Below are 25,105 nucleotides of genomic sequence, written 5' to 3'. Positions count from 1 at the left end.
AGAAAAACAGAAACCACTACCTCAAAATTGAGATAGTGGATATCTGTTTATAATGAATTAAAAGTTTATCTCGCCAAACCTTTAATAACTACAATTTGACTTGCTTGTTGTTCGTTAGGACGGTTAGTTCCGCCATCAACTCCTTTGTATTTTGCACCTGTCCAAGTATGTGGCTGTACGCTTAGCATAAAAGTATCAGCAATACCAACTTGCTCCGAAACATCGATCAAAGCACCATATTCCCAATCTCCAAATTTTGAAGTTCCGCCTACGTTGTATTTTGCAGCATCTGTTGCAGTACGACGGTGATCTAATTCAACTACAACTTTTAAATCTTTTGTAGCAATGTTGTATTGATAGATGTAAGCATCGTGAGTTTCGTCACCATATCCGTTTGCATCTTCCTGCACATAAACGTAGTTTTTAGTCACGCAGATATTATCTGGATTTTGGAATTTACCAGCAATTCCGCTTCTATTGTCACCATCAAGGATTACTTCCAAAGTTCCTTTTAATGGATCAGCAGCATCAAGATTAAGTCTGTAAACTCTACCGTATTTCGTTCTTGAACCATCAGCATTTGTTCCGGTTGTTGCTTGTCCGGTTACGTTGAAGTACAATTCACGATCTGCATTGCTTCCGCCTTTACGGTAATCCAAATCCTCAACACGTCCAAATTTGATTCCTTTTAAAGTGTTTACTGCAGCATTAATTTGTGCGCCAGTAAGTGTTGTATGGTTGTCGATTTTCACAAAAGAAACTGGATAAGTTTTGCTAACTTCCATGTCTTTCTCTCTTTGGTTATCATCATTTCTTTTAAGCATGTATAAAGAACCATTTGTTAAATCACCAACAGTATTTGATACATACATAAAAACCTGACCTCCATAAGTTCCAGAATCGTCATCGCCAATTACTACAACTGTTTTACCGCTGTATGCACTAGAACGTAAAGGCAAAGCATTCTCAGCACTTAAACGTCCAAAACCAGCTAATTCTTTAGATACAGATGCAGAACCTACATCTCCATAAGGATTTAATGCATGTGTACGAGATTCTTCTCCAGATTCTCCACAAGTCAAATAAACTGGTCCAAAACCATGTTCTGCCTGAGTTGCCATTGTAGCACCGCATAATCTCCAAGTTCCTCCGCTAGAATTTAATAAATATTCACCTTTTGTAGGTTTAAATGTTTTATCAAGTGTAATTCTTGAAACGGCAAAGTTATCTTCGTTGTTTACTAAAAAAGTAAATGTTCCATCTGTGTTTTTCAATAAACCAGAACCATCCGCAGAACCACCAAAAACAAAGTTTGGACTATTTGGAAAAACATCATCTGAACTAAAAAGAGAATAAATTTTTAAGTTTTCAAATCCTGCCTGTGCTTTTAATAAACTTGGCGTTACAGACTGATCTTTCAAAACAACACTTGTTGTTTCACTGTCGTCTTTAGAATCGTTATTACAAGATGTAAATACCGACCCTAAAATCATTAGAGGTAGAATAATTCGTTTCATAAGCTAAAAGTTGGTTTTATTTTTTTACAAAGTAAATCCCATCATTTTAACTTAAAATGACCTTGATATTATCAAAAAAACAAGACTTTTACCACAAAACGCATTTACTAAAAGAAAATTTAACAATAAATTAGTAATACAAAATACTCATAAACTTTCATTAACATTCAAATAAAAAAAAGAGCCTTACTTTAAGACTCTTTTTTTAACTGTGCTTTATAAGCCTCAAAATTGGCTTTTATTTTTTCATCCAGTTCTGGTTCCTTAATATCAGTATGTTTTTGCATTTCTTCCCAAATAATTTTGGCAACAATATATCGCGCCATTTCTTTATCATCGGCAGGAACAATATACCATGGCGCATAGTCTGTTGAAGTTTTATTGATTGCTTCTTCATAATACTTTTGATATTCATCCCAATGTTCGCGTTCCTTTAAATCGCCTGGCGAAAATTTCCAATGGTGTTTTTCTTCCTCCAAGCGGCGCAACAATCGTTCTCTTTGCTCCTCTTTACTCAAATGCATGTAAAACTTCATTACAATAGTTCCGTTTTGCGAAATATGCTTCTCAAAATTATTAATCTGTTCAATTCTGTTTTCCCAAAAAGCGGGCGTAATATCTTCAACCGAATTAATTCCCGGCAAATTTTCACCCAAAATATATTCTGGATGCACGCGCGTTACTAACACATTTTCGTAATGCGTTCTGTTAAAAATCGCAAATTTTCCTTTTTCCGGCAGAGCAATATAATGGCGCCATAAATAATCGTGTTCCAATTCGGTTGAATTTGGCGTTTTAAAACTATGCACCACAACTCCACGCGGATTAAATTCTTTAAAAACTTCCCTGATCAAACTGTCTTTTCCCGAAGTATCCATTCCCTGCAAACAAATTAAAACTCCGTATTTATTGTGCGCATACATGACATCTTGCAAATTGCTCAACTTTGCCTGAACCTTATCCAGTTTTTCTTCTTTTTCATCATCATCGGCATCAATATTTAATAAAGTCGGAATCTTGCTTAGTTTTATTTTATCTGTAACTTTAAAATCTTTCGGATCTATTGATTTCATATATTTTGATTTTTTTATATCATAAATATACTATTTTTACGTAGCACATTCCTGCTATTCATTGCAATACTTTTCAATAAATTGCTTTTTTCCAAAGCCATAACAAGAGCTTCCGTTGGTCGCTTTGTTCTGTCAGGAAAAAATGCAATTTCTTTTCAAAGTATCTCCATTGCTATCAGGGCTAAGCATTGGTTTTCAAAACAACATTTTAATTTCATGGAAAAATTCACATTAGAAATATTATTTCAAATCATCGGAATCGGTTCGGCATCAGGATTATTTTATAACAATGATGCACTTTATGTTATTGGCGACAACAGCGGATTTCTTTACGAATACAATATGCAGAATCAGCAATTAAACCAACATCCTTTAATTGACAATCCGACGCAAAATATCCCGAAAAACTTAAAACCAGATTTCGAATCCTTAACAAATCATAACGATACACTATATGTTTTTGGTTCCGGCTCCACCGAAAATCGAAATAAAATGATTGAATTTGATCTTAAAAACAAAAAGGTTTTACAGAAAAATAATTTGGTTGACATATATGGTTTAATGCAAAGTTTTGGGGAAATAAAACCAGAAGATTTCAATTTGGAAGGCGCAATTTTCGATGGTGAAAACTGGTATTTATTCAACCGAGGCAATGGCGTTTCAAACAAAAACACGATTTTTACCATTCACGCAAAAAAACTAGATCAAGAATTTGCTTTGATTGCTGTCAATTATAAACTTCCAAAAATAAAAGGTGTTCGTTCTAGTTTTACCGATGCGATTTTAGTCGAAGACAAAATCTATTTCCTTTCAACTGCCGAAGACACCAAATCAACTTACGACGACGGCGAAATTCTCGGAAGTTTCATCGGAAGAATCGATGTCAAAACCATGAAAATTGATTTCACACAAAAAATAACTTCAACCAATAAATTTGAAGGTTTGACTTTCTATAAAAAAGAAAACAACAAAATAGAGTTTTTGCTTTGTGAAGATAATGATACGGATGTTTTAGAAACTAAGATTTATAAATTGACTTTGCCGGTTAAGTAGTTTTTTTTAATCTCATTTTATGTCATTTCGACGAAGGAGAAATCACACTAGAAATTCCATAATCAAAATCACCAATCTATGACGATTAACTAGTGTGATTTCTCCTTCGTCGAAATGACAAGATTGTGAAAAGTTGAAATCCAAGCTAAAAACTAAATCCCCAAAACCTACAACCAAAATAAATGCTAAACATTTCAAATTCTTTCAAGAAACCAGCTCTAATTATCAGCGTTTTACTTTCTGTACTTCTTCCGGTTCTGGCTATTTATTTTTCTTTATTATTCAAAAATATCGGAATCAGTCATGAAGTTCAATTTTACATCTCGAGATTTGCAATTTGGATTTCATTATTGTTGCTATTCTTATATTCTTTAAAAATAGAAAAACAGCCTTTTTTACTTTGGCCGGAAACCGAATATTCTTTTCCTGATTTTGCAATCGCATTATTCAAAACCTTTGTAAAATTGTTCATTGCGGTATATTTTACCGGGCTTTTAATTATGTTATTTAAAATTACAGGCGAAAGTGCTGTATTGCAAAAAGCTTTGGCACTTTTTAAAAAGAGTTACATTTTACTTTTTTTTACTTGTGTCACTGCCGGAATTACCGAGGAATTAATTTTCAGAGGTTATTTAATGCCAAGATTAGAACTTCTTTTTAAAAACAAAATTCTGGCTATTATTATTTCCAGCGTTTTGTTTGGATTACTACATATTGGTTATGGAACTTTGTTGAATGTCATTGGTCCAATTGTTATCGGACTCGTATTTGCAATTCAGTATGAGAAATACAGAAACATTAAAATTCTGATAATCTGTCATTTTTTATGGGATCTTTTTCTTTTGATGGCAAAAACATAAAAAAGCGAGCTAAAAATAAAACCCACAAAAACAGCCGTTTACATCACAATTTAAATTATTTTTATATTTATTTCATCTTCGTCCCAACCTTTTTATCTATTTCGCTCTCTTTATAAATAAAGACCAACATTGTGATAAACGAAACGCTAATTTCTAACTGCAAAAAAATGAACCGCGATGCCCAGCGTCAGATTTATGAGCATATGGCTCCAAAATTGTATCGTGTTTGCAAACGATACCTCAAGAAAGAAGAAGAAATTGAAGAAGCTCTGGCCGATGCTTTCTATACCTTATTTACCAAATTAGACCAGCTCAAAGAAGACAAAGCTTTTGAAGCCTGGGCCAGAAAAATTACCGTTAATCACTGTTTGGCAACCATCAGGAAGAACACTAATTTCAATATGTATCTTGATGATGTAAAAGTGCTTTCACAACCTTTTACAGAAGAAATGAGCGAGTTAGAAGAGGAAGATTTACTCAATTTATTAAACCATATTCCGGATGGATGCAAAACGGTTTTCAACCTTTTCGTTATTGAAGGTTTCGGTCACAAAGAAATAGCAGCAATGCTAAATATTTCTGAAGGCACCTCAAAATCACAATTGAATGCGGCCAAAACCAAATTAAAAGATCTGGTTAATAAATTGTATTATCAAAAAGCAAAATAGTCATGGACAATCAAGATAAAATATTCGATAGATTTAAAGAAGCGGCAGAAAATGCTCCCGCAAAAGATTTTCCGGGAATGGAAAAAGTCTGGTCGCGCGTTGAACAAAAACTCGACAAAAAAGAAGATAAAAAAACAATTTCTCTTTGGAAAAAAATTGCAGTTGCAGCTTCACTTTTGTTAGTAATCTCATTAGGTTATCAATTTCTGAAAACAGATAAAAAAACAACTTTAGAAAACACAAATCAAGTTGTAACCAATGACACACAAAATAAAACGACTAAAAACAATTCGGCAGAAAAAAGTAGTGCGCCAGTTTCATCAAATCCACAATTAGTTACAAAAGAAGAAGGTGCAGCAATTTTACAAAATCAGATAAAACATAAACAAAGCGTTGCAATTCAGGAAACAACGGGTTCAGGCACTACAGAAGAATTAGCATTAACAATAAGCACCGGAACCCAAGAAGTAATTGTAGCAGCAAGTGAAGAAAGCGCAGACGAAGAAAGTGACAACATTGTTTCTAAAAAAGAAGTTACGCCACAAATGGGTTATTCAAGTTATCCTGAAAGAGAATCTGCAAAAGTTGCTTTTGCTGACAAACAAGCGGCAAAAGCTAAAAAAAATGCTCCTTTAATTATTATGAACGGAAACGCAATGGCGCACAGCGATGACGCAAAAAGAGATAAAATGATGCAGGCAGAACTTCCTAATGTACAACCTGAAAATGTAGAATCATTAGTAATTCTGGACGAACCGCTTTACATTATTGACGGAATATATTATTCGGAAAATGATTTATTCGGAAAAAATCCAACAAGCCCTTATGCGCCGTTAAATCAGCAGGACATCAAAACAATAACCATTTTACAAGACCTTGAAGCTACTGAAAAATATGGCGAAAAAGGAAAAAAAGGAGTTGTAATCATTACAACAAAAACAGGAAAACCAACTCTGAAAAAATAATCTTAAGCTTTGTCAAAGTCTGCAGCTTTGACAAAGCAAAATCAAAACATTAATTCTTAAAACTTATTATCATGAAAAGTCTAAAACTTATTTCATCAGCCATTACTATGCTTATATGTTTCGTAACCATGGCACAAGAAAGAACTATTTCTGGAATTGTTTCAGATAAATACCAACAGCCTCTTCCCGGAGTATCAATTTACATTCAAAATACAAAAATATCTGCCACAACTGATTTTGATGGAAAATACAGTATCCAAGCTAAAACAGGAGACATGTTAGTTTTCAGTTTTATTGGATACGAAACTCAAAAACAAAAAGTTCAAAACTCAAATACAATTAATATACGACTTAATGAATACAGCCAAACATTGAACGAAGTTGTAGTTGTGGGCTATGGCACAAGTGAAAACACTTCAGATTACAGTGCAAGAAGCTATGAGAGAGCGGAAAGAAGAAAAGAAAAAAGAGAAGCTTCAAAGACACTTAAAGGAAAAGTAGCTGGAATTCAGGTTCAAAACAGTGTTGGATATGTTGCAAGCCCAAGTTCAACAACTGTGATTCGTGGAAATGCAACTATTTCTCCAAAAAATGAACCAATGTATATTATCGACGGAGTTCCTGCAAAAGCCAATCAAATGGCAAAAATTAATCCGAACGACATTAAAGATTTAAAAGTGCTGAAAGATGAAGCAGCAACTTCTATCTATGGAAGCAAGGCCTCAAATGGCGTTGTCGTGATTTCAACAAAAAATGAAATGTATAAAAACCTGTCAGAAAAAGAATTAGATAAAAAATTAAATATTATCCCAATTCCAACTGAACCAACTCAGGAAGATTATGATTCTTTTGTAGAAAATGCTTTTGAAAGTCCAAAAACTGCTCCGCTTTCTACTTTTTCAATAGATGTTGATAATGCTTCTTACACTAATATCAGACGCTTTTTAAACAACGGACAACAAGTTCCAAAAGATGCTGTTCGCGTAGAAGAAATGGTTAATTTCTTTAAATATACTTATCCACAGCCAAAAAATGAACATCCGTTTTCTATCAATACAGAAGTAAGTGATTCACCTTGGAATTCAAATAATAAAATCTTAAAAATTGGTTTACAAGGAAAAAATATTCCAACCAATGATTTACCAGCCTCAAATCTTGTTTTCCTGATTGATGTTTCAGGTTCAATGGGCGATATGAACAAATTGCCTTTATTAAAACAATCGATGAAAATTTTGGTAAACGAATTGCGAGCAAAAGACAAAGTATCTATTGTCGTTTATGCAGGAGCTGCAGGAATGGTTTTACCTCCAACTTCTGGAGACGAGAAAAAAACAATTATCGACGCATTAGAAAACTTACAATCTGGCGGAAGTACTGCTGGTGGCGCGGGAATCGAATTGGCTTATAAAACAGCAACAGAAAATTTCATTAAAGGTGGAAATAATCGTGTGATTTTGGCAACAGATGGTGATTTTAATGTTGGAAGCGCTTCGAATTCGGATATGGAAAAATTAATCGAAGACAAAAGAAAAACAGGCGTTTTCTTAACTTGTTTAGGCTACGGAATGGGGAATTACAAAGACAGTAAAATGGAAATTTTAGCTGATAAAGGAAACGGAAATTATGCCTATATCGATAACATTCAGGAAGCAAATCGCTTTTTAGGAAAAGAATTTAAAGGTTCGATGTTTGCTATCGCTAAAGATGTAAAAATCCAGATTGAATTCAACCCAAAACAAGTTCAGGCATATCGTTTGATTGGTTATGAAAATAGAAAACTTCGTCCGGAAGATTTTAAAAATGATGCTATTGATGCGGGCGAATTAGGAAGCAATCATACTGTTACCGCTTTATATGAAATTATTCCGGCAGGTGTAAAAAGTGATTATTTAGCTGAACAACCTGATGATTTGAAATACACAAAAACAGAACCAAGTTCAAACAATTATAGCAATGAATTGGCAACTATAAAATTCCGCTACAAAAAACCTGACGGCGATAAAAGTATCGAAATGGTTCAGACAATTGAGAATAAATCGGTTGCTTTGGAAAAATCCAGCGATGATATGAAATTCAGTTCTGCCGTAGCTTGGTTCGGATTGAAATTGAGAGATTCAAAATTGATTGCTGACAAATCTTCTGAAGAAATTGTAAAGTTAGCGAAACAAGGAAATTCAAACGATGGCGAAGGTTATAAAGCTGAATTTATTCGTCTTGTAGAAGGTGCAAAACAATTTAATTAATAAAAATTATATTACATTTGGGCTTCATTTTAAAATCAATTTTACAAGCATATGAACCCAATTTTAAGCCAAAATCTATTTTTAGTAAAAGAACATATCGGAATGTTCAAAGCCTCAAACAATTACGATATTTATAATCCCGAAACAAATCAGATTATTATGAATTGCCGTGAAAATAATTTGGGCTTTTTTACCAAAATATTACGTTTCACCGATTATAAAAGAGCAACGCCATTTAATGTTGAAATCACAACGGCTTCTGGTGAAAAATTAATTACTGTAAAAAGAGGAATTGCTATTTTCAGATCGACTGTTGAAGTCTTAGACGAAAAAGACAGACTGATTGGAACTTTCAAACAAAAATTCTTCTCGTTTGGTGGAAGATTTGAAATTTTAGACAAAAATGAAAAACCTGTCGCAACACTTCAGGGAAAATGGACGGGCTGGGATTTTAAATTCTCTCATGAAAATAAACAACTAGCTCAAGTAAGTAAAAAGTGGGCCGGATTAGGAAAAGAGTTTTTTACCAGCGCCGATAATTATGTTTTACAAATTGAAAATACTGTTGCAGCCGATAGTTCGCTGAGACAATTAATCTTAGGAGCCGTGATGTGCATTGACATGGTTCTGAAAGAATAAAAAAGGTGTTAAACTTAGATTAAGAAAGCATTGAAAGCATCATTTTAGGAAGCAAAAACTGTATTTTTGTGTAACTCAAATGATGCTTTCTGCATTTCTAAAAATACTATCATGACAGACTTAAAAAATAAAACTGCCCTAATTACCGGAGCTGGTAAAGGAATTGGCAAAGCAATCGCAATTGCATTAGCGAAAGAAGGTGTAAATGTAATTTTAATTGCCAGAACTCAGGCAGACGTGGATCAGCTTGCAGATCAAACTAATAATTTGGGCGTAAAATCTCTAGCTTTGGCAGCCGATGTTTCAGATATGAATTCGATAAATGCTGCGGTTGAAAAAGCTTTGGCGGAATTCAAAAACATTGATATTTTAATTAATAATGCCGGAATTGCTTCTTTTGGAAAATTCTTAGAATTGGAACCAAGCGATTGGGAAAAAATCATTCAGGTTAATTTAATGGGAACATACTACACGACTCGTGCCGTTATTCCAAACATGATTGAAAGACAAACTGGAGATATTATCAATATTTCATCAACTGCAGGTTTGAACGGAAACCCATTGACAAGTGCTTACAGTGCCTCTAAATTTGCTGTTTTAGGATTAACAGATTCTTTGATGCAGGAAATGAGAAAACATAATATTAGAGTTTCGGCTCTTACACCAAGTACCGTTGCAACAGATTTGGCAATAGACTTAAATTTAACCGATGGAAATCCTGAAAAAGTAATGCAATCTGAAGATATTGCCGAATTATTAATTGCTCAGCTTAAATTAAACCGCAGAGTATTTATCAAAAACAGCGCTATCTGGTCAACTAATCCTTAAAAAATTAAAATCCATCCCGGTAGCTATCGGGACAAATTCCAAATTCCAATCTAAATCAAACTTGGAATTTGGAATTTAAGTATTGATATTTGATAAAATTAAAAATGATGGAACAATATTTAAGACAATTAGTCGAAATAGAATTTGAAGATAAAAAGCAAATTTTTACCGGATTTCTTATTGATTATTCTGATGACTGGATTTTACTTCGAAATAATCCAGTTGATTTTATTTTAGATGGTTTTGTGATTTTGAAAAACAAAAACATCTTAGCAGTTAATCGCGATCATGATTTGGCTTTTACTGAAAAGGTGATTCGTTTAAAAGGCTTAAAAATCAATTCTGAAGATATAATCCCAATTAGAGATTTGGAATCGATTTTAAACTTTATCAGCAACAAATATGGTATTTTTCAAATTGCTAAAAAATCGGCTAAATCGGCATACTTAGGGAAATTGCTTTCTCTTTCAGAAGAAGAACTTCTTATTGATTTTTTAGATATCAGAGGTCAGTTTGGCGGCGAATTAAGTTTTAATCCTGAAAAAATCAGAGTTATAGAATTTGATACGGATTATATTAATTCTTTGAAATTGGTGGTTTCTGAAGATTTAAAATAGATTATAATACAATAAAAAAGCCCTTTAAATAAAGGGCTTTTTTTTATAGTCATTTCTCACTTAATCAAAATGATAAAACTTTATGTATGTCTTTTTAAGCTTCCGCCAATTTATTCACAAACTCCATACGAACACTTCCGTCTTCGTCAATTTTAGTTAAATTGATTTCTTGCAAAGTATTTACCAATTCTGGATTCCAAGGTGTTTTTACTTTTACGTAATTTTCTGTGAAACCGTGAATATATCCTTCTTTATTTTCTCCTTCAAAAAGAACTGTTCTTTGCGTTCCTAATTGACTTTCATAAAAAGCACGACGTTTTTTAACCGATAATCCACGAAGCATTTTACTACGTTTTGCACGAACATTTGCTGGGACAACGCCATCCATTTCGGCAGCTTCAGTATTATCTCTTTCTGAATACGTAAATACGTGTAAATATGAAATATCCAATTCATTTAAGAAATGATACGTTTCTAAAAAATGTTCATCCGTTTCTCCAGGAAAACCAACAATAACGTCAACACCAATGCAGGCATGAGGCATTACCTCACGAATTTTGTTCACACGATCAATATAAACTTCGCGCAAATAACGGCGTTTCATTAATTTCAAAATATCATTGCTTCCTGATTGCAACGGAATATGAAAATGCGGTACAAAAGTGCGGCTTTTAGAAACGAATTCAATTGTTTCGTTTTTTAATAAATTCGGTTCAATTGACGAAATTCTTAAACGCTCGATTCCTTCCACTTTATCTAAAGCCTGAACTAAATCCAGAAAAGTATGTTCGTGTTTTTTGTTTCCGAATTCTCCTTTTCCATAATCTCCAATATTCACTCCAGTTAAAACAATTTCGCGAATATTTTGAGCCGAGATTTCTTTGGCATTTTTTAATACATTTTCTAAAGCATCACTTCTAGAAATTCCTCGTGCTAACGGAATTGTACAATACGTACATTTATAATCGCAACCATCCTGAACTTTTAAGAAAGCACGTGTACGATCTCCAATGGAATAACTTCCAACATAAAAATCGGCTTCAGCAATTTCGCACGAGTGAACTTCACCCATATCGTTTTTGCTTAAATCATGAATATAATCGGTGATTTTAAATTTCTCGGTCGCACCCAAAACCAAATCAACTCCATCAACAGCGGCTAATTCTTCAGGTTTTAATTGTGCATAACAACCAACAGCGGCAACAAATGCTTTTTCATTCAGCTTCATGGCTTTTTTGACAACCTGCTTAAACTGTTTATCAGCATTTTCAGTTACCGAACAAGTATTGATGACATAAATATCGGCAACTTCTTCAAAATCGACGCGGTCAAAACCTTCGTCATTAAAATTTCTGGCGATTGTAGAAGTCTCTGAAAAATTCAGTTTACAACCCAGCGTATAAAAGGCAACTTTCTTTCTATTTTCCATAATTTTCTTAAATTAATGAAATCGTTGTCAAAAAATTTAAGGGTGCAAATTTACAAACAATATTTGTAAAAGAAAATTCAATAATCGACTTCGTTTCAACATTTTGCATAAATTAGAGTTTTATTAAAAATAAAATACACTTAATGATTGCAAAAATTTTGTAAAACAATATTTTTTTCGAACTTTACGTTATACAATTCAATAAGAATTAAATGACAAAAACATCGATTAAATGCAAATTTCATCGATTAAATACATTTTTTTTCGATTTAAATTGAAAAAATCTTACATTTACTAGAGCTAAATCTTCAATCGAAATTTAGCAAGATTTGGAAATGATAAAAAGTATTGATTAATTTAATAATAAATCGGACATAACAATTTTGAATTTCAATCGTTATGTTGTTGTTTTGTGTTACAAAATGAAATGGGAAAGCCGAAAACCAAAGAGAGTAGGCAAAATAAATTTACAAATACCACACTTTATGAAAGCATTTTTACCCACAATCTGCTTGATGTTCTTAGCCATTTTTAGTTCCCAAGCGCAAACTAATGCTGCTGCTCCAGCAACAAATCCATTTCCATCTATTAGTACTTTAACGACTTGGGCAAGTTTAAACTCTCAGCAACAATTTGATGTTGCCATTCGTGCCGTTGGTTTTAAATTTGAAGTAAAAGAACCTGGCGCAGAATCTACTGCCTATACTTATATTCGTAAGGTAACCGTAAATGAAGTAAATTACACAGACAGAATTGTTTACAGAATCACAAATAATAATTCTGCAAGCATTATTTCCCTTGTTACGGCTTCTACAGACTTAGTAAGTTTGTATACACCACAATTAGCAACTTTCAAAAACAACAATTGCAAAACTGAAATGTCTAAAGACAAAAACACTACTTGCAGCTGTTACGAAAGTGCTGCTTATGCAATCGATCTTTGCGACGAACGTGTAAAATTAACAATGGGTGACGGAAATAAATATTTTGTTTCTGTAGCTAAAAAATAAATAAATCAAGAAACGACGTTTTCCAAATCTTTGCAAACCTCTAAAAATTTACAAAGATTTGGAACGCATTTCTTAATTATAGGTTTGGATTTTTCATTTCATACCAGACTTCAGTTTCTCCTTCATATTCAAAAGAGTTTATATACTGTAAGCCTAATTTTTCGAGAATTTTTCTTGAGTTTTCATTCCCTGCGTCTGCATATGCATACAGCGCATTTACTTTCATTTCATTAAAAGCATAATCTACAAAAGCTTTTCCTGCTTCGGTCGCGTAACCTTTTCCCCAATATTTTTCTATGAAACGATAACCAATTTCATAAAAGTTTTTATGCCCGTTAATTTCATCAGTGATGAATTTTATTCCAGACCAACCCAAAAACTCATTGGTTTCCTTAAGAATTACCGCCCAGCGCCCAATCCCAAAATCTTTGTATTGTTTTTGAGCAAAATGAATATATTCAATACTCTCTTCGAGCTTTTTTACTGGATTATTACCCAAAAAAAGATGGACATTTGGGTTTGAATCCAATTCAAACATTCCATTAGCGTCAGAAAGAAGTAATTCTCTTAATAGCAAACGTTCTGTTTCGATTGGATTTTTCATCAAAATTTAATTTAAAATATATTTTTGCACTACTTCTGCAACTCCATCATCATTATTTGAAGCTACAATTAAATCGGCTTTATCTCGAAGTTCAGGCGTTACGTTATCAACCCAAACACCAAGACCGGCATATTCTATCATTGTCAAATCATTTCCTGCATTGCCCACAGCAATAATTTCCTCTTGAAGAATTCCAAGTTTCTCTGCCAAAAATCGCAAACTTGCGGCTTTATCAATTCCTTGCTGCGCTGCTTCCAAGAAGAAAGGTTTTGACATCGAAACACTTAAATGTGGCATTTTAGCTTTCAAATCTGATTCTAATTCCTTCAATTCAGACGGTTCTTTTAACAGAATACATTTTACAGCAGGTCTGTCTACATAATCCTTAAAACTAGAAACCAAAAGATGAGGCATTCCTGTAATTTCTTTTTCGATTTCTATAAATTCAGAATCCGTTTCGCTTATAATTTCACCATCTAAATACGTAATGATATGTGTATTCATTTTCACACTGTAATCATACAAATCGTGAATTTGTTCAACAGTTAATTTCTGTTCAAATAAAACAAGATCATCTTTTACACGACTGATAATTGCTCCATTAAACGAAATCATATAAGAATCGTTTATATCTAATTCCAGTTCTTTCGCATAAGCTGTCATTGCAGAAGTTGGGCGACCAGAGGCTAAAACCACATACACTCCTTTTGCCTGAGCTTCTAATAATACTTTTTTATTTAAATCTGAAATTCTATGATCGTCTGTCAACAAGGTATCATCCATGTCGAGCACTAACATTTTGTATTGCATTCTAATTTTCTTAATTTAAACTAAGATTAAATACTCATTCTGAAATCTTCAATAACAGGATTTGCTTTTGCAAAATCGGTTTCCTGAATAAAAACCTCAACTGCCAAATCTGTTCCGCCAAAACCTCCCAAACGAGCTGACTGGATATTATCTTTTTTTACTGTTTCTACTCCCGCTTCTTCTAATCTTTCCTGCAAAGCAATTGCTAATACTTCACTTCCTGAAAACACCTTCATTAATCCCATAACATTCTATTTTTTATTGTAAAATTATTTTTAATTCTTCCTGAAAACTTTCATTTTCATTCATTCCGATATGTCCTTGTTCTTTTAAGGGATAAAAATGCCCTTTGTTTCCTAAAATTTTATTTAAACGAATTGAATTTTCAACCGGAATTAGCTGATCATCCAAACCATGAAAAATATAAATCGGTGCTTTAACTTTTGGTAAAAATTGATACGTTTCTAAATGAAACTTCTTCATAAAATCAGGAAAAAAACGAACTTTGGTTCCTGACAATTCTGTGAAACTAAAATAAGGCGATTGCAGTATTAACGCTTTTGGATTATTTTCTGAAGCTAAAATTGTCGCTAAACCAGAACCAATTGAATAACCTGCAATAATAATTTTATTTTCAGAATATTTTTGACGTAATTTTTTATACACAACAGCAACATCTTTATTTAATTGCTCTTCATTCTCAATCTCACCTTCACTTTTTCCAAAACTGCGGTAATCCAGAATAAAAATATCATATCCTAAATTAGTATACGTTTTCGCAATTTTCCCCCAGGTTTCTAATGTTCCTGCATTTCCATGAAGATAAAACACAAGTCCTTTTGAATTTTCAGCCTTAAACAATAAACCATTTAAGTTTACACCATCAAATGATTTAATATTCAGTTCTTCAAAATTGCTTTGATAATCAAATTTATAATCTTTTGGAAGAGCAGCATTTTGAAAAACCATTCCAACTTGATTAAAATATATGTATGAAACGACAATTACATAAATAACAACAAAAAACGCCAATAGCGCAATTGTCAAAAATTTAAGTGTATGTATCATTTCCAGAAATATTCTAAGATTTTTACTCCTCTTCTTCTACGTCGTCTTCCTCTTCATCCAATTCTTCTTCGCCTTCTTCATCCATATCGAACAAATAAGGCTCAACAAGCATTTTATCAGCTAGAATTTCAACACGTTCTGTTAGGTTTTCAGTAAAAATTAAACGCTGTGTTTTAGTAATACTATTCGAAATACGCATAATTTTAGGTTCGTGGCGTAATTTCAAAATTGGGTCTGCATCATCCAAAACAAACATTTTTAAGCGATTCACATTATAACCTGCCGTACTAAACATATCATTTAATTTAGTAGGAGTTCCGATCAAAACATCGATTCCGGTAGAAATATAGTTTTTATCATAATCCATATCGCCTTTTTCATTTACACCGTAAACTTCTAAATTGGTGTATTTTCCATATTTCTCAAAAAGCTCAACCATTTCCAAAACCTTTGCTTTGTCTTCAACAATAATCAAAGCACGTGGAGATTCTTCTGTTTTTCCTGCCAATTGCTGAATTACATTTAAAACAATTGTTGTTGTTTTTCCACTTCCGTTTGGAGAAACAATAATGGCATCAGCCCCACTTTTGATTGTCGAAAAAGTTTCCATCTGCAAAACATTTGCTTCTGTTAAACCGTTTTCAATAAGTCCGTCCTGTAATTTCTCGTTTATTTTTTTTAGTTTCATTTCTAAATTTTAGATTTATGATATTAGATTTCAGATTGAAAACTAAATCATTATTTGCTTGCGAACATTTTAACATCACCTTCAGAAATTTCACTTCCTCCCAAAATGATTAATCTTTCAATTACATTTCGAAGTTCACGGATATTTCCTGTCCAATCATATTCCTGCAATAATTTTATGGCTTGCGCCGAAAACCCTTTAACAGCATTTCCTTGTTCCGAAGCAATTTTTTCAGCAAAATGCGAAATCAAAGCCGGAATATCATCACGTCTTTCATTCAATGGCGGAACTTTAATTAAAATAACCGCAAGACGATGGTATAAATCCTCACGGAAACGACCTTCGGCAATTTCTGTTTTTAAATCTTTATTTGTTGCCGCAACTACGCGAACATCTACTTTAATATCTTTATCAGCACCAACTCTAGTAATCATACTTTCCTGAAGCGCTCTTAAAACTTTGGCTTGCGCCGAAAGACTCATGTCTCCAATTTCATCTAAGAAAATAGTTCCTTTGTCTGCTGCTTCAAATTTTCCAGCACGATCTTTCACTGCCGATGTAAAAGCACCTTTTACGTGCCCGAATAATTCACTTTCAATCAATTCGCTCGGAATCGCGGCGCAGTTCACCTCAATTAAAGGAAAATTAGCACGTTCGCTTTTTTCATGTAATTGATGCGCTACTAATTCTTTTCCAGTTCCGTTTGGTCCTGTAATTAGAACTCTCGCTTCAGTTGGCGCCACTTTATCAATCATCACTTTAATATGATTAATAGATTCGCTGTCGCCAATCATCTCGTAATTTTTGCTGACTTTTTTCTTTAGGATTTTATTCTCAACAACTAATTGTTTTTTGTCCAAAGCATTACGAACAGTATTCAATAAACGATTCAAATCTGGCGGTTTTGAAATATAATCAAAAGCTCCCAAACGCATCGTGTGAATTGCTGTTTCCATATCCCCGTGACCCGAAATCATCACCATCGGAATTTCCGGTTTTATCTTTTTTACTTCTTCTAAAACCTCAACACCGTCCATTTTTGGCATTTTGATATCGCACAAAACCAAATCGTAATCGTTGTTTTTTATTTTTTCAAGTCCCGCAACGCCATCTTCAGCTTCATCAACCTGATAGGAATCATTTTCTTCTGATAATATTTTTACCAAAACTCTTCTGATCGCTGCTTCGTCTTCGATAATTAGTATTTTACTCATTTTTTTTCTAAGGTTCTGAGGTTCTAAGTCGCTAAGGTACTGAGGTTTTTCCGCAAGAAGCTAAAAAATCTTAGCATCTCAGAACCTTAGTACCTTAGCAACTTTAAAAATTAATATTTAAGCCACTTATACAACTCCTTCCAAGTTGGTTTTTTGCCGTACATTAAAATACCAACTCGGTAAATTTTTGCAGCGAACCAAACAACAAGGAAAAAGGTAGCAAACAATAATGATACCGAAATTGCGATTTGCCACCATGGCACGCCAAACGGAATACGCATTAACATGACAATTGGTGACGTAAGTGGAATCATTGAAAATACAACTGCCACGGTTCCGTGCGGATCGTTTACAACTGTAAAGAATCCGATATAAACGCTCAAAATCAAAGGCATTAAAATTGGTAGCAGAAATTGCTGAGAATCAGTTTGATTGTCAACTGCAGCTCCTATTGCCGCGTAAAATGAGCTATAAAGAAAATATCCTCCAATAAAATAAATTACGAATCCAATAATGATACTCGCAATTGGCAGATTCCATAATTCAGCAATATACATTTGTGCTGAACCTGATAATTGATGTTGTGCAGATTGCATCATTTCTGGAGAAATTCTGGCTGTTGGGCCAACATTTACACCAAAAAATGCCGATGCAGCAAACATCAATCCTAAACCAATTATCGCCCAAATCATAAATTGCAGAATTCCTGCCAATGAAGTTCCGACAATTTTACCAATCATTAACTGAAATGGTTTTACTGATGAAATAATGATTTCGATAATTCGGTTTGTTTTTTCTTCGATTACGCTTCGCATTACCATATTTCCGTAGATGATAATGAACATCATAATCAAATAACCAAATGCACCTCCAATTGCAATTTTGATTTCATTTAAACCTTTTAAACTCTCTTCTCCTGAAGCTTTTACTAAATGAATATTTACATCTGACTGCGCTTTCTGAATCGCCAAAGTATCCAGTTTAGCTTCCTCAAGATTTAACTTTGTAATCTTTGATGCAATAACATCTTGTGTATTTTCGATAAAAGAAATACTCGGACTATTATTCGAAATAAATTCTATTTTGCTTTCTAAATCTTTCGAATTATTTGTTTTTGGAATAACAATTAATCCGCTGAAATTTTCTTTTGTAATGCTATCTTTTAAAGCCTTTACATCAATTTCAGACAAATTCAGATATTTAAATTCTGCTCCTTTTTTATTTTCTTTTAAGAAATCAGAAGCAAAAAGTCCGGTTTCGTCATGAATAGCAATTCTTTTTGTTTCGGCTTTCATTGAGCTCAAATAACCAATAAAAATGGCTATCGCAACAAATAAAAGCGGACTCAAAAAAGTCATGACAACAAAAGATTTATTGCGGACTTTGGCAATAAATTCTCTTTTTATAATTAATGAAATAATGCTCATTTCTTTATTTTAGATTTTAGATTGTTGACTTTAGATTTTTAGATTTTAGGTCTTCACTCTAAAATCTAAAATCTGAAATCTAAACTTTGTTTTCCGTTACAGTCTGAATAAAAATATCGTTTATACTTGGAATTTTTTCTACAAAATGCGTTACTTGTCCGCGTTGCGTGAGAATATTCAAAAGCTCGTTTGGTGAAGCATTTCCTATTTGGATATTTAGCTTTAAATCATCATTTAACGATTTGAAATTAGCAGGCGAAACGGTAAATTTTTGCGTAATATCATACATCAAGCCTTCAACATTGCTAGTCAGAATTCCAACTTCAAAACTGTTTGTTCTAAACTGACGCTTCACATCAACCACTTTTCCTTCTATCAATTTATTTGATTTATGAATCAAAGCAATATTTTCGCAAAGTTCTTCAACGCTTTCCATTCTGTGTGTCGAGAAAATAATAGTTGAACCTTGTTCTTTTAATGCCAAAATTTCATCTTTAATAACATTAGCATTTACAGGATCAAATCCTGAAAAAGGTTCATCAAGAATCAACAATTTCGGTTTATGCAAAACACAAACAACAAATTGAATTTTCTGTGCCATTCCTTTAGAAAGCTCTTGGATTTTCTTGTTCCACCAACCCTGAATTCCCAAACGATCAAACCAATAATCCAATTGTTTTTTAGCTTCAGCTTTAGAAAGTCCTTTCATTTGTGCCAAATACAAACATTGCTCGCCTACTTTCATAGAACTGTACAATCCTCTTTCTTCCGGAAGATATCCAATTGTCTGAACGTGTTTCGGCTGGAGTTTTTCTCCATCCAAAATTACCTCACCGCTATCAGGCAATGTGATTTGATTTATGATTCTGATAAGGGAAGTTTTTCCAGCTCCATTCGGACCTAAAAGTCCGTATATACTGCCTTTTGGCACATTTAATGAAACTTCGTTAAGCGCTACATAATCGCCATATTGTTTTACGACCTTATGTACTTCGAGTAAGTTGCTCATGCTGTTTTTGAGATTTTCTGCGTTGCTTATGCCATTATGGCTAAGCGACTGTAAAAGTAAATAATTAGAAGTGAATCTTACTACTATTACATAAAAAACCCATCCTAAAATTATGTTAGAATGGGTTTTTCTATTTATTTAAACAATTTGAAAAAGTCCTGATTATGAGAACATATCTTTTACTTTTTCAAAGAATGATTTCTCTGATTTTTCTGGACTTGGAGCAAAGTGCTCGTCGTTTAAAGCATTTTCAAAGAATTGTTTTTGTTCTTTATTTAAAGTTTTTGGAGTCCAAACGTTTACGTGAACTAATAAATCCCCGCTTCCGTAACCATTTAAGCTTGGAATTCCTTTTCCTTTTAATCTTAAGATTTTTCCAGATTGGATTCCTTCTTCTAACTTAATACGCACTTTTCCGTTGATTGCTTCAATATCTTTTGAAGCTCCCAAAACCGCTTCAGGGAAACTGATATATAAATCAAAGTGAACATTTTCGCCTTCACGTTTCAGAAATTCGTGTTCAACTTCTTCAATTGCAACAATCAAATCACCCGGAATACTATTTCCTGGCGCATCGTTACCTTTGTTAGAAACTTTCAACTGCATTCCATCAACAACTCCCGCTGGAATTTTGATTGATACTGTTTCATCTTCCTGAACCATACCTTGAGCATCAGCCTCGGCAGGTTTTTTATCTAAAATCTGACCAGAACCACCACAAGTAGGACAAGTTGACGCAGATTGCATTCTTCCTAAAATGGTATTGGTTACACGCATTACTTGTCCCTGACCGTTACAAGTCGTACACGTTTTATACGTTACACCTTTAGCCTGAACTTTACGTTTTACTTTTACTTTTTTCTCAACTCCATTTGCAATTTCTTCCAAAGTCAATTTAACTTTAATTCGAAGATTGCTTCCTTTAGCACGGCGAGGACCTCCGCCTCCGCCTCCGAAACCGCCAAATCCGCCACCAAAAATATCACCAAACTGGCTGAAAATGTCATCCATATTCATACCACCATGGCCGCCGCCAAATCCGCCAGAACCATCAAATGCCTGATGACCATATTGATCGTATTTCGCTTTTTTCTGTGGATCACTCAAAACTTCATAAGCTTCAGCTGCCAATTTGAAGTTTTCTTCTGCCTCTTTGTCGCCTGGATTTTTATCAGGATGATATTTTAAAGCGCTTTTTCTGTACGCTTTTTTAATTTCGGCAGCATCAGCATTTTTTGAAATGCCTAATATTTCGTAAAAATCTTTTTTCATAATTAGATTAGGTTCCAAATCTTAAAAATTCCAAAATCCAAAAAAATGCATTTGAAATTCTTATAGCATTTTTTTTAGTTTCCAACTACAACTTTAGGAAAACGAATAATTTTGTCTCCTAATTTGTATCCTTTTTCAATAACATCAACAATTTTTCCTTTCAATTTGTCAGATGGAGCAGGAATTTGAGTAATTGCTTCTGCAACATCAGCATTGAAAGCATCTCCTGCCTGAATTTCAACTTGCTCTAAACCTTTAGAAACTAAAGTGTTTTTAAATTTTTCATGAATCAACTCAACACCTTTTTTAAGGTTTTCATCTTCAGATTTGTTGATTTCTACAGCAGCTCTGTCAAAATCATCTAAAACTGGAAGCATAGCCAATAAAACTTCTTGGTTTGCTGTTTTAAACAATTCAAGGCGCTCTTTTGAAGTTCTTTTTTTGTAATTTTCAAATTCAGCAAATAATCTCAAAAACTTATCTTTTTCGTGAGCCAAGTCTTTAGCTAATTGCTCCTCAACACTTAATTCTTCAACAATTAACTGTTCACCGTTGGCATTGTTCTCTAACGTTACATCATCTAATTCCTGATCGAATTCTGTATTTTCCGTAGTCATATTACTTTTATTTTTAAAAATATTCTTAAACTTCATTTTTATTCTTTTTTGTGATTGCAAAAGTACTGCCAAATATTTTAAAATGTCAAATTGTCACTTTATTAAAAATGAGCTGCTTAAAATAGGAAAGCAGTACATAAAAATTTTATTATAATTTTAAGACTATTACGTTATAGTTTGTTTTATCTTTGAGGTCGTTAAAACGTAAATTATTACACCAAAATTGAATTTAAGGGTTGGCTTAGGCCTCAAAAATAAATTATTAATTCAAATTTACCTTATATTAAAAAAAGCTTCGCCTTATAGAGACGAAGCTTTTTTTTATGCTTTAATTTGATTTTTTTGCACGGGCGGAGGGATTCGAACCCCCATCAACGGTTTTGGAGACCGCTATTCTACCCTTGAACTACGCCCGTAACTTAAGGTCGGCAAATTAAAAGTTTTTTTTCTTCTCTGGCAACTATTTCAGGCAGAGATTTCAAAAGAAATCCCTTTAAATCTGCGCATTTCGAAGCAAAAACCTTTACTACAGACAGTTAACCCAACAAAGCATTTTTCAATCCTTCGAAATCTACAGAAACCTGCTCGCCTGACACTAAATTTTTAAGTGCATAAGTATTTGACGCAATTTCCTGATCTCCCGCAATTACTGCAAACGGAATCAAACGTTTATCTGCATATTGAAATTGTTTTCCAACTTTAACATTATCAGGATATAATTCTACTTTTATGTTTTCTTGTCTTAATTTCTGAATTGCTTTTGAAGCATACAAAGCTTCTTTATCTCCGTAATTAATAAATATTGCTTTTGAAGTCGATGCGACAGTTTCCGGAAACAATTGTAATTTTTCTAAGACTAAATAAATTCGATCCAGTCCAAAAGAGATTCCGACACCACTCATATTTTTCAAACCAAAAATACCAGTCAAATCGTCGTATCTTCCACCACCTCCAATAGAACCCATTGCAACAGTTTTTGGTGCTGCAACTTCAAAAATAGCTCCTGTATAGTAATTTAAACCACGTGCCAAAGTTACATCAAGATCTAAAGTTGCCGTAGACAATCCTAAAGACGCCACATTGTCACAAATAAATTTAAGTTCTTCAACTCCTTTCATTCCTTCTTCTGAAGTCGATAATAAATCTGAAAGCTGATTAATTTTATCTGAAAATGTTCCTGTAAAACTAAAAAGCGGTTGCACTTTTACCAAAGCATTTTCAGAAATACCTTTTTCAATCATTTCTTTTTTAACGCCGTCTTCTCCAATCTTATCTAATTTATCAAGAGCAACCGTAAAATCGATTAATTTATCTGAAGCACCAATTACCTCAGCAATTCCGGATAAAATCTTTCTATTATTTATTTTAATAGTCACCCCTTCTAAACCTAAAGAAGTAAAAACAGTATCATAAAGCTGAACCAATTCCACTTCCTGCCACAATGATTTTGAACCAACAACATCAGCATCACATTGATAAAATTCTCTATAGCGTCCATTTTGCGGGTTATCTGCTCGCCAAACCGGCTGAATCTGATATCTTTTAAAAGGAAATGTGATTTCACTTTGATGCTGTACCACGTATCTAGCAAACGGAACAGTCAAATCGTAACGCAAAGCTTTTTCAGAAATTTTGCCTGTGAATTTATTTAATTCTATTCTTTGCTCTAAACTTATTTTTTCAGCAGAATTAAGTTGTAATTCTTCAATGAATTCAGGCAGATCAATTTTAGTTTTATCATAGAAAAAATTACCTGAGTTCAGTATTTTAAAAATCAAACGATCACCTTCCTCTCCATATTTCCCCATTAAAGTATCTGAGTTTTCAAACGAAGGTGTTTCTATTGGCTGAAAACCAAATTTCTCAAAATTACTTTTTATGGTCTGCATAATGTACTGGCGTTTTGACACCTCGGCAGGTGAAAAATCTCTTGTCCCTTTTGGCACGCTTGGTTTTGAAGCCATCTCTTTTTATTTTAGATTTCTAATTTTAGATTCTAGATTTCTTTGAAATCTAAAATCTAAAACCTTTAAAATTAATTTATTTCTGATTCTTTTAGACAGTTGGCTTTTTAGACTTTCGACTTTATGACTTTCCAACTTTCGACTTAAGTTAAATCGCCTGCAAATATCTTACTTTTTAAAATAAATAATAACACTTCGAAAACAAACTTGTAACAAAAAACGTATTTTCGTGACAAATTGGTCATGATGCTAAAATTATTTAAAGAAAATATCCGAATTGCTTTTGGTTCTATCAAAACTCAATTACTGCGAACCATTCTTACTGTTTTAATTATTGCCATCGGGATTACGGCGCTGGTAGGAATTCTAACCGTTGTAACCGCACTTGAAAACACCGTTTCGACTAATTTTGCCTCGATGGGTGCGAATACCTTTAACATCAACCAATATGAAAACACGGTTCGAAATCGTGGCGGAAACGAACGTGAAGTTATCAATCCGATAATTTCTTACCCGGAAGCTGTTGCTTTCAAAAACAAATACAAATATCCTTTTACAGAAACTTCACTTTCGTTTACAGCAACATCAAAAGCAGAAGTAAAATATTTAGATCAAAAAACAGATCCGGAAATTACTATAGTGGGTGTTGACGAGCATTTTATTACTAATTCAGGTTTAGAAACTACTTTAGGGCGATCTTTCAATCAATTTGATATAGACAACAATACTTATTCCTGCGTTGTTGGATCAGATTTTGAGAAAGGTTTATTAAAAGATGTTAATCCAATTGATAAAATAATCTCTATTCGTGGTGCGCGTTTTAAAGTGATTGGAGTTTTAAAAGAGAAAGGATCTACGTTTGGACACAGTCAGGATTTACGTGTTTTAATCCCTATTCAGGTAGCACGTTCTTTATTTACAGCACCAAATATTAATTACACGATTAGTGTCATGGTTTCTAAAAAAGAACTTTTAGATCCGGCCATTGACAATGCAACGAGTGTTATGCGACGAGTTCGCAAATTAAATCCTGTACGCGACAACAATTTTGGAATGGGCCGAAGCGATGATTTGATAAATAGAATTCTTGGAATTACACAATATTTAGGATGGGCATCTTGGATTATTTCGATTATAACAATTCTAGGTTCATCAATTGCTTTAATGAATATTATGATTGTTTCCGTTACAGAACGTACTCGCGAAATTGGTGTTCGTAAAGCTCTAGGTGCTACAAAAACAACTATTTCTACTCAGTTTTTTATCGAAACATTATTGATTGGGCAAATTGGCGGATTGGTCGGAATTATAATTGGGATTTTACTTGGCTTTGCCATTGCAACGGCAATGAATTTTGCTTTTGTTATTCCGTGGGGCGCTATTTTTGCAGCCTTTGCAACTAGTTTTACTGTTGCAATAGTTTCTGGTTTATATCCTGCAATTAAAGCTTCTAAATTAGATCCAATTGAAGCTCTTCGTTACGAATAATTAATTACAGTCTCAGTTGTTACTTTGTGAAAACTGAGACTG

Annotated in this window: 24 protein-coding genes and 1 tRNA gene; 10 read left to right on the top strand and 15 right to left on the bottom strand. The window is 33.4% G+C overall.

Annotation, left to right across the window (positions count from 1 at the left end; translation table 11 throughout):
- Positions 1–65: 65 nt before the first annotated feature.
- On the bottom strand, positions 66–1,517 hold the full coding sequence (locus tag ACNFIH_RS17680; RefSeq protein WP_426484114.1) for a hypothetical protein: 1,452 nt from the start codon (positions 1,515–1,517) through the stop codon (positions 66–68).
- Between the two features lie 191 nt (positions 1,518–1,708).
- The gene (locus tag ACNFIH_RS17675) at positions 1,709–2,590 is read right to left on the bottom strand and encodes a PPK2 family polyphosphate kinase (protein ID WP_142451253.1); all 882 of its coding nucleotides are present in this window, start codon (positions 2,588–2,590) and stop codon (positions 1,709–1,711) included.
- A 216-nt stretch (positions 2,591–2,806) separates the two neighbouring features.
- On the opposite strand from ACNFIH_RS17675, the gene ACNFIH_RS17670 reads away from it, so the two are divergent.
- The 8 genes from ACNFIH_RS17670 to ACNFIH_RS17635 all read left to right on the top strand — a co-directional run bounded on the left by ACNFIH_RS17670 (position 2,807) and on the right by ACNFIH_RS17635 (position 10,463).
- Complete coding sequence (locus ACNFIH_RS17670) at positions 2,807–3,643, top strand: DUF6929 family protein (protein WP_426484113.1); 837 nt, start codon at positions 2,807–2,809, stop codon at positions 3,641–3,643.
- A 182-nt stretch (positions 3,644–3,825) separates the two neighbouring features.
- A complete protein-coding gene (locus ACNFIH_RS17665; RefSeq protein WP_426484112.1) occupies positions 3,826–4,503 on the top strand; it encodes a CPBP family intramembrane glutamic endopeptidase in 678 nt (225 codons plus the stop codon).
- Positions 4,504–4,670: 167 nt separating this feature from the next.
- Positions 4,671–5,171 carry an RNA polymerase sigma factor gene (locus ACNFIH_RS17660; protein WP_426484111.1) on the top strand — a complete coding sequence of 167 codons (501 nt, stop codon included), beginning with the start codon at positions 4,671–4,673 and terminating at the stop codon, positions 5,169–5,171.
- 2 nt (positions 5,172–5,173) lie between these two features.
- Positions 5,174–6,136: a hypothetical protein gene (locus ACNFIH_RS17655; protein WP_426484110.1), complete on the top strand. Its 963-nt coding sequence runs from the start codon at positions 5,174–5,176 to the stop codon at positions 6,134–6,136.
- A 71-nt stretch (positions 6,137–6,207) separates the two neighbouring features.
- Positions 6,208–8,379, top strand: a complete 2,172-nt coding sequence (locus ACNFIH_RS17650) for a YfbK domain-containing protein (protein ID WP_426484109.1) — start codon at positions 6,208–6,210, stop codon at positions 8,377–8,379.
- 51 nt (positions 8,380–8,430) lie between these two features.
- Positions 8,431–9,018, top strand: coding sequence for an LURP-one-related/scramblase family protein (locus tag ACNFIH_RS17645; RefSeq protein WP_142451260.1), 588 nt, complete (start codon positions 8,431–8,433; stop codon positions 9,016–9,018).
- Positions 9,019–9,129: 111 nt separating this feature from the next.
- Positions 9,130–9,846: a 3-ketoacyl-ACP reductase gene (locus ACNFIH_RS17640; protein WP_426484108.1), complete on the top strand. Its 717-nt coding sequence runs from the start codon at positions 9,130–9,132 to the stop codon at positions 9,844–9,846.
- 107 nt (positions 9,847–9,953) lie between these two features.
- The gene (locus ACNFIH_RS17635; RefSeq protein WP_426486731.1) at positions 9,954–10,463 is read left to right on the top strand and encodes a hypothetical protein; all 510 of its coding nucleotides are present in this window, start codon (positions 9,954–9,956) and stop codon (positions 10,461–10,463) included.
- A gap of 94 nt (positions 10,464–10,557) precedes the next feature.
- On the opposite strand, the gene mtaB is transcribed toward ACNFIH_RS17635, so the two are convergent.
- The gene (gene mtaB / locus ACNFIH_RS17630; protein WP_426484107.1) at positions 10,558–11,892 is read right to left on the bottom strand and encodes a tRNA (N(6)-L-threonylcarbamoyladenosine(37)-C(2))-methylthiotransferase MtaB; all 1,335 of its coding nucleotides are present in this window, start codon (positions 11,890–11,892) and stop codon (positions 10,558–10,560) included.
- 485 nt (positions 11,893–12,377) lie between these two features.
- Here mtaB and ACNFIH_RS17625 point away from each other — a divergent pair, with 485 nt between their 5' ends.
- Positions 12,378–12,902 carry a hypothetical protein gene (locus ACNFIH_RS17625; protein ID WP_035648200.1) on the top strand — a complete coding sequence of 175 codons (525 nt, stop codon included), beginning with the start codon at positions 12,378–12,380 and terminating at the stop codon, positions 12,900–12,902.
- Between the two features lie 76 nt (positions 12,903–12,978).
- Here the strand turns inward: ACNFIH_RS17625 and ACNFIH_RS17620 are convergent, their stop codons facing one another.
- The 12 genes from ACNFIH_RS17620 to hisS form a co-directional block, all read right to left on the bottom strand.
- Positions 12,979–13,506 (bottom strand): GNAT family N-acetyltransferase, encoded by a 528-nt coding sequence (locus tag ACNFIH_RS17620; protein ID WP_426484106.1) that lies wholly within the window; start codon positions 13,504–13,506, stop codon positions 12,979–12,981.
- Positions 13,507–13,512: 6 nt separating this feature from the next.
- Positions 13,513–14,316 carry a Cof-type HAD-IIB family hydrolase gene (locus ACNFIH_RS17615; RefSeq protein ID WP_426484105.1) on the bottom strand — a complete coding sequence of 268 codons (804 nt, stop codon included), beginning with the start codon at positions 14,314–14,316 and terminating at the stop codon, positions 13,513–13,515.
- Positions 14,317–14,342: 26 nt separating this feature from the next.
- Positions 14,343–14,561: a putative signal transducing protein gene (locus tag ACNFIH_RS17610; protein WP_026727963.1), complete on the bottom strand. Its 219-nt coding sequence runs from the start codon at positions 14,559–14,561 to the stop codon at positions 14,343–14,345.
- Between the two features lie 13 nt (positions 14,562–14,574).
- A complete protein-coding gene (locus ACNFIH_RS17605; protein ID WP_426484104.1) occupies positions 14,575–15,384 on the bottom strand; it encodes an alpha/beta hydrolase in 810 nt (269 codons plus the stop codon).
- 22 nt (positions 15,385–15,406) lie between these two features.
- Positions 15,407–16,072, bottom strand: coding sequence for a DEAD/DEAH box helicase (locus tag ACNFIH_RS17600; RefSeq protein ID WP_426484103.1), 666 nt, complete (start codon positions 16,070–16,072; stop codon positions 15,407–15,409).
- A gap of 50 nt (positions 16,073–16,122) precedes the next feature.
- The gene (locus ACNFIH_RS17595) at positions 16,123–17,286 is read right to left on the bottom strand and encodes a sigma-54-dependent transcriptional regulator (protein WP_426484102.1); all 1,164 of its coding nucleotides are present in this window, start codon (positions 17,284–17,286) and stop codon (positions 16,123–16,125) included.
- A gap of 110 nt (positions 17,287–17,396) precedes the next feature.
- Positions 17,397–18,713: an ABC transporter permease gene (locus ACNFIH_RS17590; protein ID WP_426484101.1), complete on the bottom strand. Its 1,317-nt coding sequence runs from the start codon at positions 18,711–18,713 to the stop codon at positions 17,397–17,399.
- Positions 18,714–18,792: 79 nt separating this feature from the next.
- A complete protein-coding gene (locus tag ACNFIH_RS17585; protein ID WP_142451272.1) occupies positions 18,793–19,722 on the bottom strand; it encodes an ABC transporter ATP-binding protein in 930 nt (309 codons plus the stop codon).
- Between the two features lie 162 nt (positions 19,723–19,884).
- Positions 19,885–20,994, bottom strand: a complete 1,110-nt coding sequence (gene dnaJ, locus ACNFIH_RS17580) for a molecular chaperone DnaJ (protein ID WP_426484100.1) — start codon at positions 20,992–20,994, stop codon at positions 19,885–19,887.
- Between the two features lie 74 nt (positions 20,995–21,068).
- Positions 21,069–21,647, bottom strand: coding sequence for a nucleotide exchange factor GrpE (locus ACNFIH_RS17575; RefSeq protein ID WP_035647996.1), 579 nt, complete (start codon positions 21,645–21,647; stop codon positions 21,069–21,071).
- Between the two features lie 309 nt (positions 21,648–21,956).
- Positions 21,957–22,027 (bottom strand) — tRNA-Trp (locus tag ACNFIH_RS17570).
- Between the two features lie 120 nt (positions 22,028–22,147).
- Complete coding sequence (hisS, locus tag ACNFIH_RS17565; protein WP_426484099.1) at positions 22,148–23,575, bottom strand: histidine--tRNA ligase; 1,428 nt, start codon at positions 23,573–23,575, stop codon at positions 22,148–22,150.
- Positions 23,576–23,818: 243 nt separating this feature from the next.
- On the opposite strand from hisS, the gene ACNFIH_RS17560 reads away from it, so the two are divergent.
- Complete coding sequence (locus tag ACNFIH_RS17560; protein ID WP_426484098.1) at positions 23,819–25,063, top strand: ABC transporter permease; 1,245 nt, start codon at positions 23,819–23,821, stop codon at positions 25,061–25,063.
- Positions 25,064–25,105: the final 42 nt, after the last annotated feature.

It is taken from the genome of Flavobacterium sp. 2 (genome assembly GCF_049949195.1).
Classification (GTDB): domain Bacteria; phylum Bacteroidota; class Bacteroidia; order Flavobacteriales; family Flavobacteriaceae; genus Flavobacterium.
This window is presented reverse-complemented; position numbering and strand designations above follow the sequence as displayed.